This window comes from Betaproteobacteria bacterium, from assembly GCA_009377585.1.
Taxonomy (GTDB): Bacteria; Pseudomonadota; Gammaproteobacteria; order Burkholderiales; family WYBJ01; genus WYBJ01.
This window is the reverse complement of the sequence record WHTS01000061.1, coordinates 21,565-32,161: the sequence shown is the minus strand read 5'-3', so window position 1 is coordinate 32,161 and position 10,597 is coordinate 21,565. Positions and strand designations below refer to the sequence as shown.

General features: G+C 64.3%; 8 protein-coding genes and 1 pseudogene (1 of these 9 cut by a window edge). 6 read left to right on the top strand and 3 right to left on the bottom strand.

Going from position 1 to position 10,597, the window contains the following annotated elements; translation table 11 throughout:
- Positions 1–642 (bottom strand): annotated as a pseudogene (locus GEV05_18490) (LysR family transcriptional regulator); it reaches 411 nt to the left of the window's first position.
- Positions 643–708: 66 nt separating this feature from the next.
- Here GEV05_18490 and GEV05_18485 point away from each other — a divergent pair.
- The 3 genes from GEV05_18485 (at position 709) to GEV05_18475 (ending at position 5,520) form a co-directional block, all read left to right on the top strand.
- Entirely contained in the window at positions 709–2,985 is a 2,277-nt protein-coding gene (locus GEV05_18485) for an aconitate hydratase (protein ID MPZ45341.1), read from the top strand.
- 791 nt (positions 2,986–3,776) lie between these two features.
- Positions 3,777–4,520, top strand: a complete 744-nt coding sequence (locus tag GEV05_18480) for a hypothetical protein (protein ID MPZ45340.1) — start codon at positions 3,777–3,779, stop codon at positions 4,518–4,520.
- Positions 4,417–5,520 (top strand): tripartite tricarboxylate transporter substrate binding protein, encoded by a 1,104-nt coding sequence (locus tag GEV05_18475; protein MPZ45339.1) that lies wholly within the window; start codon positions 4,417–4,419, stop codon positions 5,518–5,520. Before GEV05_18480 ends, GEV05_18475 begins: the two co-directional genes overlap by 104 nt.
- Before the next feature lie 64 nt (positions 5,521–5,584).
- Here GEV05_18475 and GEV05_18470 read toward each other — a convergent pair whose 3' ends face one another.
- Complete coding sequence (locus GEV05_18470; protein MPZ45338.1) at positions 5,585–6,640, bottom strand: LLM class flavin-dependent oxidoreductase; 1,056 nt, start codon at positions 6,638–6,640, stop codon at positions 5,585–5,587.
- A gap of 150 nt (positions 6,641–6,790) precedes the next feature.
- Positions 6,791–7,849, bottom strand: coding sequence for an LLM class flavin-dependent oxidoreductase (locus tag GEV05_18465; GenBank protein MPZ45337.1), 1,059 nt, complete (start codon positions 7,847–7,849; stop codon positions 6,791–6,793).
- Positions 7,850–8,044: 195 nt separating this feature from the next.
- Here GEV05_18465 and GEV05_18460 point away from each other — a divergent pair, with 195 nt between their 5' ends.
- From GEV05_18460 to GEV05_18450, 3 genes are all read left to right on the top strand, one after another.
- On the top strand, positions 8,045–8,980 hold the full coding sequence (locus GEV05_18460; protein ID MPZ45336.1) for an ATP-binding cassette domain-containing protein: 936 nt from the start codon (positions 8,045–8,047) through the stop codon (positions 8,978–8,980).
- Positions 8,977–9,747 (top strand): ABC transporter permease, encoded by a 771-nt coding sequence (locus tag GEV05_18455; protein MPZ45335.1) that lies wholly within the window; start codon positions 8,977–8,979, stop codon positions 9,745–9,747. Before GEV05_18460 ends, GEV05_18455 begins: the two co-directional genes overlap by 4 nt.
- 191 nt (positions 9,748–9,938) lie before the next feature.
- Positions 9,939–10,597, top strand: a 659-nt coding sequence (locus GEV05_18450; protein ID MPZ45334.1) for a TIGR03619 family F420-dependent LLM class oxidoreductase, incomplete at its 3' end; no start/stop codon positions are given.

The window sequence follows — 10,597 nt, the reverse complement described above, 5'->3', positions numbered from 1 at the left end:
CGCACGCGTCGCCATCGGGCGCGCTTCCGCACGCGTCGCCATCGGGCGCGCTTCCGCACGCGTCGCCATCGGGCGCGCTTCCGAATTGACCAGAACCATCGGTTCGTCGACGACGGGATAGTGGATGAGATCCTTCGCTGCCGGCGCGTCGGTGCTGAGCCCGATGTGGTAGCGGCCGAGGCGGACGTTCTCGATCAGCAGCACGCTGCGATGCGCATGCAGACGCACGCTGATGCCGGCGAGCGTCTCGAGCGCGCGGGCGATGACTGCGGGCCCCCATGACGAGGCGATCGAATCGGCAAGCGCGAGGGAAAAATGTGAGGCGGCTGCGCCCGGCACGGGGCCGGTCAGCGCGCGCAGGTCGGCGACCAGGGGACGCGCGCGCTCCAGCAGGTCGATCGCGTGCGCGGTCAAACGCACCCGGCGGCCGTCGCGCTCGACCAGCCGCACACCGAGCGTTCGCTGCAGCGCCTGGATGCGCTTGCTGATCGCGGACTGGGTGAGGCGCAGCCTCACCGCGGCTTCGCTCACGGTGCCGAAACGCTCCAGAGCGAGCAGGGCGTCGATGCCTTCCAACATATTCCCGATGCTACTCCATTGTAGTCGAGCCATTCCCGGGATTTTTGTATACGCTGCCGTCATCTCGAGTCAGTAGCAAGCGTCAGCACCCTTGGAGGTGGCATCGTGACGATCGAAACAACGGCGCAGATGGCTGCGCGGGTGTACGAGAACCTGGCACGCAACGGTCCAATCGTTCACCGCCGTTTGCGGCGGCCGTTCACATTGGCCGAGAAGATCCTGTTCGGTCACCTCGACGATCCGGCTGGGCAGGCGCTCGTGCCGGGGAAGAGCTATCTCGCGCTGCGACCCGATCGCGTGGCGTTCCAGGACGTGCTCGGCCAGAGCGGCCTGCTGCAGTTCATGCAGACCGGGCGTGGGCGCGTCGCCGTTGCCACCTCCATCCATTGCGATCACCTGATCCAGGCGCGCAACGAAGGCATGCGCGACCTCGCCGAGTCGCTCGCGGAGAACGCCGAGGTGTACGATTTCCTGCGTTCGGCGGCGCGCAAGTACGGCGCGGACTTCTGGGAGCCGGGCGCCGGCATCATCCACCAGGTGGTGCTGGAGAACTATGCCTTTCCCGGTGCTCTCATCATCGGCACCGATTCGCACACGCCCAACGGCGGCGGGCTCGGTGCCTGCGCGGTAGGGGTGGGCGGCGCAGAGGCGGTCGAAGCGATCGCCGGGTTGCCGTGGGAGCTGCTGTATCCCAGGCGCATCGCGGTCTATCTCACCGGGCAGCTCGCCGGCTGGACCGCGCCGAAGGACGTCATCCTGCATCTCGCCGGCATCCTGACCGTTTCCGGTGCGACCAACGCCATCCTCGAATACATCGGGCCCGGTGCGCGCACGATCAGCGCGACCGGCAAGGCGACCATCGCCAACATGGGTGCCGAGGTCGGTGCGACCACATCGGTCTTCCCGGCCGACGAGCGCATGGCCGCGTACCTGCGTGCAACCGATCGCGCCGACATCGTGCCTCTGATGGAGCAGTACCGGCAGTGGCTCACGCCCGATCCCGAGGTGGAGTCCGATCCCGAACGCCACTACGATCGCGTGATCCGGATCGACCTGTCGGCGCTCGAGCCGCACGTCGTCGGCCCGCATTCGCCCGATCGGGCGCGGCCGATCTCGGCGCTGGCAAAGGAAGTGGCGAGCGCGGGCTCGGGCTTCGTCGACCCGATCTCGGCCGCGCTCATCGGCAGCTGCACCAACTCGTCGTACGAAGACATGAGCCGCGCTGCGAGCGTGGCGCGTCAGGCGAAACAGCATGGCCTCGAAGCGCGGGTTCCGTTTCTCGTTACGCCGGGGTCGGAGCGGGTGCGCGCAACCATCGAGCGCGACGGCCAGATGCAGGCGCTGGAAGCCATCGGCGGCAGCGTGCTGGCGAACGCCTGCGGCCCTTGCATCGGGCAGTGGCGGCGTTCCGCAACAGCGGCGCCGAACACGATCGTCACGTCGTTCAATCGCAATTTCCCGGCGCGCAACGACGGGCAGGCCGCCACGATGAACTTCATCGCAAGCCCGGAAATCGTGACCGCACTGGCGCTCGCGGGCCGCTTGTCGTTCAACCCGCTCGTCGACGCGCTTGCGGGTGCCGACGGTCCGTTTCGCCTGACGCCTCCAGAGCCGGCGCCCGAAGTGCCGCCGCAGGGCTTCGCCCGGACGCGTGCCGCTTGCATCGCGCCACCGGCGGATGGCAGCTCGGTGGTGCTGCGGATCGATCCCGCCAGCGAGCGGATTCAGGCGCTGCAGCCCTGGCCGGCGTGGGACGGCGGCGATTTCCTCGCCATGCCGGTGCTCGTCAAGGCTCGCGGCAAGACGACGACCGACCACATCTCGCCGGCCGGACCGTGGCTCAGGTTGCGCGGCCATCTCGATCGCTTCAGCGACAACCTGCTGCTCGGTGCCATCAATGCGTTCAGCGGCGAGGCGGGCAAGACGTGCAACATCGTGACGGGACAGGTCGCGCTCGTCGCGGCGGTCGCGCGCGATTATCGTGCGCGCGGCGTGCGCTGGGTCATCGTCGGGGATGCCAATTACGGCGAGGGCAGCAGCCGCGAGCACGCTGCATTGTCACCGCGCCTGCTCGGTGGGGTGGCCGTGATCGCGCGCAGCTTCGCGCGTATCCATGAGTCGAACCTGAAGAAGCAGGGCCTGCTCGCGCTCACCTTCCGCGATCCCGGCGACTACGAGCGCATTGGCGAGAACGATCGCATCGATCTCGTCGGCCTGGAGGCGATGGCGCCCGGACAGCCGGTCGCATGCCGCTTGTGCCACGCCGACGGCAGTACCGAGGTGCTGCTGCTCGATCACACCTTCAGCAGCGCGCAGCTCGAATGGTTCCGTGCGGGATCGGCATTGAATACGGCGGCAAGACGCACGCCTGCAGAGGCAGTCGCAGCACCCCGACCAACCGCATGAAAGGAGAGTGCCTCGACGATTCGCATCGGTGACGCAGCTCTCGATTTCAGTGCGGACACGACCGCAGGCAGGATTCGCAGGTGTCGCGTGTCAGCAGTCCTCGACCAGCGAGCGTACGAGCTCTCGAACGCCGCCCGAAGCGATCACCATGAGCGTTATGGTGCCGTCCGCACGCTGGCCCGCTGGCCGAAGGTCGGCCGTCGCGTAAGTGACGCTGTTTTTGACACGCACGATTACTTCCACGTGTCCCCGAGCATCGGGCGGTCGCACTTCGGCTACGAGTGCGGAGCTATGCGCTTCGGCGTTGCGCGCAAAACACTCGCCCGCAGGTTGTGGAGACTGAGCAAACAGGTGCCTGACAGTGCTGGCCGATGGGTCATCCTGCACCAGCGCGCAGCCTGCGAACATCAGCAGCAGAACCGACGAAACCGTTGCTCTCGTCATATTTCGATTGTGCCTTCGCAACGTGGCCTCCGAAGGGCGGTCCGGGGTCGTGCGACGTCTTTTCGCCGGAAGGGGCGCCGAGCGGCCATATACGGACATGCGGCTGCGGTCTCCAATTGGCTAGGTGTCGCTCCCTATCGGAGGGGATAGTAATCCTGCTGGGACTTGCTGCGGGCTGCGGCAGTGAAACTCAGTCGATATCCCGAGGAACTCGTACGCGCGCCGGCGCGTAAGGGTTGGACGGGATTGCTCAGGCGCCCCTTCGACGCATCGTTCGAGATTGCGTGCGCGTGCTTAGCCCCGTAACCTTGCTGCAAGCACGTTTGCGCACAAGGGGAGGATTGTCCATGCACCATTCGCAAAACTGGAGATGCGCGATCTTGACCGCGCTTGTCGTCGTTACCGCCTTGCCCGGGCTCAGCGACGCACAAGGTTATCCCGAGCGCCCGATTCGTATCGTGGTCGGATATTCGCCAGGCGGCGGGACGGACCTTGACGCGCGCTTCGTCGCGGACAAGATGTCTTCAACCTTCAGGCAGCAGGTTGTGGTCGACAATCGCCCGGGCGCAGGCTCCATGGTCGCTACCGAGATCGTCGCCAAGAGCGCCCCGGACGGTTATACCCTGCTCGAGGCGAACGCGACGATCGCGATGCCGAGCCTGTTTCCCGATCTGTCGTTCGATATCCTCAAAGACCTCAAGCCGGTGTCCGTCCTTGGATATAGCAATCTGGTGCTGGCGGTTCATCCGTCGATGCCGGTGCGCTCGGTGAAGGACTTGATCGCGCTCGCCAAGAAGAGACCGGGCGAAATGAACTACGCCAGCGCCGGCAACGGAAGCTTCATCCACCTCGCGATGGAGTACCTGATCAGCCTGACCGGTATGAAGATCGTCCACGTGCCCTATAAAGGCGGCGCACCGGCGGCGATAGCAACGATGACGGGCCAAACCCAGATCAACTTCGGCGGACTTGGCTCGTCGCTCCCCTATGTCCAGCACCAGGCCAATGAACCGCAGGGCGCGGGCGCGTCTGCATCGAACCTTTTCCGTACGGTCCTTGACCGGCACACTGATCGAGCACAGATGTCATAATCGCTTCAAACGACGTTACGTGGAGAACTGCATGGCAAAACCCCTATGGCTTGCGATGGGCGCAATGGCGTTGCTTGCACCCGCAACCTCCTATTGCGAAGGCTACCCATCCAAACCGATCCGCATCATCGTTTCGTACGCCCCGGGTGGAAACATCGACATCAATGCGCGGGCGATCGCTCCCGGGCTCTCGAAATTTCTGGGGCAGCCCGTGATCGTCGAAAACCGCGGCGGTGCGGGAGGCAAGATCGGCGCCACTCTGGTTGCCAAATCGCCGCCTGACGGATACACGGTCCTCCTCGGCGCGCCCGGCACACTCATATCCCAGCCGGTGTTTCACGACAATGTCCAGTACCAGACGCTGCGCGACTTCGTGTTCACGTCGCGCATATCGCTCGTGGCGAGCGCGCTCGTCGTGCACCCGTCGATGCCGGTGCGCAGCGTCAAGGAGATCATCGCGTTCGCAAAGGCGCGTCCGGGGGAGCTGTTGATGGGATCGGCGGGCCAGGGTGCCGGCACCCACCTGATGGGCGAGCTGTTTCAGTCGATGGCGCACGTGAAATTCACCCACGTGCCCTACAAAGGCGCCGCCGCCGCATCGGCCGCAATCCTTGGCGGGCAGACGCATCTGGGATTCGATCAAGTCAGTTCATGCGGACCCTACATCAAGGCCGGCAGACTCCGGGCACTGGCAGTGACGACGCCGCAGCGCTCGAAGTTCTTGCCCGACGTGCCGACGATCGACGAAGCGGGGCTCCGCGGCTACGATTATTCGACGTGGACCACGCTCGCAATTCCGGCCGCAGCGCCGAAGGAAGTGGTTCAGAAGCTGCGCGATGCCGTCGACGCCGTCATTGCGCAGCCGCGCGTCCAGGAAGCGTTCGAGAAGCTCGGCGCCGAAGTCGTCGCCAACTCTGCCGAGGAATTCACGCGCAGGCTGGAGCACGATCTGGCAAGGTGGACTCGCATCCGCAAGGAGACCGGGATCAAGTTCAAGTAGGCACGACAGCCACCCCGCCCGGTACGGCAGGTGTCATACCAGGCCGTAACGAGTGGGTGACGTCTCAGGCAGCCGTGATTTTCTCCAGGGGAGTGGGCTTCGCAGCGTGCAGGGCCGGCAGCAGCTCCTCGGACATCAGTCGCATGCTGGTCAACGCGTTGGAGACCGGCATGCCGAGGAAGTGGGTGCGGAACACGAAGTGGGTCACGCCCAGTTCCTCGATGTAAGGCTGGAGCTGATTCCAGCAGTCCTCGGGTGAGCCGATCACGAACCGGTCCCCGACCAGGTCCTCGAAGGACTTGTTGATGCGCTCGTGTTCCGGCATCGCCTTGTCGCTCTCCCACCGGGCGTAGGCGTTGTACTTCTCGGAAATATACGGCGCTCCCAGTTCCATCGCTCTGGCGCGATTCTCCGCACAGTAGATTTCGATGCGGCAGGGGTTCTCCTTCGGCAGGGGTTTGCCCGCCTTGCGCCGCTCGTCCTTGTAGAGCGCCAGCCGCTCTTTGTGGGTGGCCAGAGTCGCCTTGGGGCTGTGGTAGAGACAATCCCCCAGTTGTGCAGCGCGAGCGATTGCGTTGGCATGCTTGGCAGCGAACCAGATCGGCGGGTGGGGCTTCTGCACGCACTTCAGCGAAAGGTGCGCATCTCTCAGAATGCAGGTATCGCTCTCGTAGCTCACCTTGTCCTCGGTCCAGAGCCGCTTGGCCACGGTGAGGCATTCCTCGAAGCGCTGCACCCGTTGCCCTTTGCGCACGCCAAAGGCTTCGAACTCGGCGCTACGGTAGCCCAACCCCACGCCGAATACCATGTTGCCCCGGGAAATCACGTCGAGGGTTGCGATGGTTTCTGCGGTGTAGACGGGGTTGTGCAGGGGAGCCAGCAGCAGCCCCACCCCCAGGGTCATGTCGCCCGCGTCGGCCGCCAGACGGGCGAGATAAGGCACCATCTGCAGGCCCTGGTTGCCGCCCTCGTTCAGGTAGTGCTGCCCGCTGAAGAAAGAGTCCCATCCGCGATCGCGGGCGAGCCGCAGCATCACGATCTGCTCCTCCAGGGCGCTCACCATATCCACCCCTTCGCGCTGCTGGTTACTGAGCATGATGCCCGCTTTGACTCCAGTCATATGCGTACGTCCTATGAAAAATCTCGACAAGCAATCGGTACCGTTCGCGCTCTGGCGGGAGCGACCTTCTTCCCCCATGACGAAGCGACCTCTCGCAGGCAGGAGCCTGGAAGCTTCAATGCTATCCTGGATTTCCGTGTGCGCGGGAGCCTACAGTTTCTGGATGATGTTGCTTGCGTAATCGCGCACCATCTGGTAACCGCGCTCCAACGGGAAGTTGCACATGAGCTGGCGCACGCCCTTGCGCTCCAGCTCGCGCACCTGCTCCAGCACTTCGGCCGGCTGGCCCACGATGCAGAAGCGCTTGATGACTTCGGGCGTGACGAAGCGCCGTTCGTCGGGGGCGACGTAGGCGTTGTGGCTCTCGTGCATCATCTTCTGGCGTTCTGCGGCTGGCCGCGCCATGTGGAATTCGAGATAGTCCTTCCAGATCGGCCGCAGAAACTCCGGCGGATCCTCGCCGTATTCCAGGTGCCGATCCATGCTGGAGTGCAGGGCGGTCGTGATGGCCGGGCCGAATTCGTTGACGATGCGCTCGGAGTCCACCGCCTCGCCGGGCTCCAGCACCGCGAAGTTCACCCGCACCGAGAGGTGGAAGTCGTCCAGCGGGCGGGCGTTTCTTTCCGCACCTTTCCTGACATTTGCCAGGATCTGGTCCAGCGTGCCCCCACGAGGGATGTTGGTTGTGAGTCCGTCGGCGATCTCCCCGGCCAGCGCCTGCGCCTTGGGGCCGTAGCCGGCGAGGTACATGGGGATCGGATCGCGCAGGTTGCGGTAACCCTTCTCGGTGAGCATGAAGCGAATGGTGTGCTTCTCGCCGTTGTGCTCGTGCTGCGCATCCTTGCCGTCCAGCAGATCGCGCACCGTGCGCGCATAGGTTTCGAAGCGCTGCAGCGTCATGGGCTTCCTGCCGAGCAGGCGCATGCCGGTGTTGCCGGTGCCCAGGGCCACGAAGCAGCGGCCCGGGGCGATCATGTTGAGCGTGGCCATGCCGGCGGCCAGCGTGGGCGCGAGGCGCAGTCCGGGCACCGCCACGCCCATGCCAAGCTTCATGCTCCTGGTCTGCTGCGCGGCGACGGTCAGGAAGACGAACGCGTCGGAGCGGATGAGGCCGCTGTCGGTGACCCACAGGTGGGTGAAGCCCAGCTTCTCCGCCTGCGTTACGTACTGCATTTCATCGAGCTTGGCCCAGGTGAGTCCGAATTCCATGCGGCTTCTTCCTTGTCGAAGGGCTGGCGATTGCGCATATTACCGTCTGCGTTCCGGACGCCGGGGGCGCCCGATGTGTCATGGTCGCGTCCCGTGCCTGAAAGGAAGAGCAGCAGGGCGATGGTGGCCGACGGTACGCCATCCACTACTCGATAATCGCTGCAAAATTGCGGCGAGTCGGTTATCGTCGTGATCATGCAGACGATCATCTCCGTCACGAATCTCTCCAAGACCTACGCATCCGGTTTTCGCGCCCTCAAGAACGTCGATCTCGATATACGCCGCGGGGAGATCTTTGCGCTCCTCGGACCCAATGGTGCCGGCAAGACGACGCTGATCGGAACCATCTGCGGTATCGTCAGGCCGAGCGCCGGCAGCATACGGGTCGGCGGACACGACATCGCCGAAGATTTTCGTGCGGCCCGCGCCATGATCGGGCTCGTGCCGCAAGAGCTGACGACCGACGCCTTCGAGACGGTCTGGGACACCGTGTCCTTCAGCCGCGGCTTGTTCGGCAAGGCGCCCGATCCGGCCCACGTCGAGCAAGTGTTGCGCGACCTGTCGCTATGGAACCGCAAGGACAGCAAGATCATGACCCTTTCCGGCGGCATGAAGCGCCGGGTGCTGATCGCCAAGGCGCTCTCGCACGAGCCGCAGGTATTGTTCCTCGACGAACCTACGGCAGGGGTGGATGTCGATCTCCGGCGCGATATGTGGCAGCTGGTGAGGTCGCTGCAGGCGCGCGGCGTCACGATCATTCTCACCACCCATTACATCGACGAAGCGGAGGAGATGGCGGATCGTATCGGGGTGATCAACAACGGCGAGCTCGTCCTGGTGGAGGTCAAGGCCGAATTGATGCGCAAGCTCGGCAAGAAACAGCTCACCCTGCAGCTGCAGCACCCGTTGGCGCGCATCCCGGACGCGCTGGCCGGGTACGGCTTGTCGCAAGCCAGCGACAACTCCGAGCTGGTCTACACCTACGATGCCGGCGATAGCGAGCACGACCGTAGCGGCATCGCGGCGCTGCTGCGCGATCTCGCCCAGGCAGGCATCCCGTTCAAGGATCTGCACACCACGCAAAGCTCGCTGGAGGATATCTTTCTGACGCTGGTCAAGGAGCGCCGATGAGCGCCCTCAACGTGCATGCGATCCGGGCGATCTACGCCTTCGAGATGGCCCGCACCCGGCGCACGCTGATGCAAAGCGTCATCTCGCCGGTGGTCTCGACCTCGCTCTATTTCGTCGTGTTCGGTGCGGCAATCGGCTCGCGCATACCGGAAGTGGACGGCATCAGCTACGGCGCCTTTCTGGTGCCCGGATTGATCATGCTCTCGCTCCTGACGCAGAGCATTTCCAACGCCTCCTTCGGCATCTACTTTCCGAAGTTCACCGGCACCATCTACGAGCTGCTGTCGGCGCCGATCTCCTACGTCGAGATCGTGCTGAGCTACGTTGGCGCCGCGGCGACCAAGTCGATCGTGCTCGGTTTGATCATCCTCGCGACGGCGGCGCTGTTCGTGCCGCTTCGGGTCGAGCATCCGCTATGGATGATTCTCTTCCTCGTGCTGACGTCGGTAACCTTCAGTCTCATCGGTTTCGTCATCGGCATCTGGGCCGACGGCTTCGAAAAGCTCCAGGTCATACCGCTTCTGATCATCACGCCGCTCACGTTTCTGGGCGGCAGCTTCTACTCCATCGACATGCTGCCGCCATTGTGGCGCACGGTGAGCCTGTTCAACCCGGTGGTGTACCTGGTGAGCGGCTTTCGCTGGAGTTTTTTTGGCAGCGCGGACGTGAGCGTGGTCGTGAGCCTGGCGATGACCTTGTCTTTCCTCGTGGCGTCGCTTGCCATCGTGGCGTGGATCTTCAAGACCGGTTATCGTCTGAAGTCATAGCTGCCGGACCGGGTCGAGGGTCATGTATTTTCCCCATGGTTCGCCGCGTCGGGCCGACGAAAGACTCGAAATGACATCGGGCAGGCAAAGTTTTCAGTGCACGCCGAGCGATTGATCGCCGAACCGGCGCGCGCTACAGTGACGGCCAGCGAAGGAATGACAGCAATACCCGGGACAGACGGAGGAGACCCATGAACTACGGCGTTGCGATCTTCTTTACCGACTATTCGATCGGGCCGGTCGAGATCGGCACGGCGCTCGAGGAGCGCGGCTTCGAAAGCCTTTGGGCGCCGGAGCACAGTCACATTCCGCTGACCCGCAAGTCGCCCTACCCGCAAGGCGGCGAGCTGCCGAAGAAATACTACGATGTGATGGACCCCTTCGTGACGCTGACGGCGGCTGCCACGGCGACGAAGCGGCTCAAGGTCGGCACGGGCATCTGCCTCGTCGTGCAGCGCGATCCCATCCAGACGGCGAAGTCGGTGGCGAGCCTCGACCAGATCTCCAGGGGCCGCTTTCTCTTCGGCATCGGCGCCGGCTGGAACGCGGACGAAATGGCGGACCACGGCACGACCGATTTCAAGGGCCGCTTCAAGCTCATGGAGGAACGCGTCCGGGCCATGCGCGAGATCTGGACCAAGCCGAAGCCGGAGTTCGACGGCACTCACGTCAAGTTCGGCCCGATGATGACCTGGCCCAAGCCGATACAGAAGCCGCTGCCGGTTATCGTCGGCGGCATGTATCCGCACGGTGCGCGGCGCGCCATCGCGTTCGGCGACGGCTGGATGCCGCACGCGACGCGGCCCGAATATGGGGGAAGCGATGTCCTCGCGCACCTGCCGGCGTTTCG

What these genes read in the sequence shown, in the direction of transcription:
- GEV05_18485 (MPZ45341.1), top strand. Translation starts at nt 709, where the DNA reads ATGGCTGCGCGGGTGTACGAGAACCTGGCACGCAACGGTCCAATCGTT.
- GEV05_18480 (MPZ45340.1), top strand. Translation starts at nt 3,777, where the DNA reads ATGCACCATTCGCAAAACTGGAGATGCGCGATCTTGACCGCGCTTGTC.
- GEV05_18475 (MPZ45339.1), top strand. Translation starts at nt 4,417, where the DNA reads ATGTCCAGCACCAGGCCAATGAACCGCAGGGCGCGGGCGCGTCTGCAT.
- GEV05_18470 (MPZ45338.1), bottom strand. Translation starts at nt 6,640, where the DNA reads ATGACTGGAGTCAAAGCGGGCATCATGCTCAGTAACCAGCAGCGCGAA.
- GEV05_18465 (MPZ45337.1), bottom strand. Translation starts at nt 7,849, where the DNA reads ATGGAATTCGGACTCACCTGGGCCAAGCTCGATGAAATGCAGTACGTA.
- GEV05_18460 (MPZ45336.1), top strand. Translation starts at nt 8,045, where the DNA reads ATGCAGACGATCATCTCCGTCACGAATCTCTCCAAGACCTACGCATCC.
- GEV05_18455 (MPZ45335.1), top strand. Translation starts at nt 8,977, where the DNA reads ATGAGCGCCCTCAACGTGCATGCGATCCGGGCGATCTACGCCTTCGAG.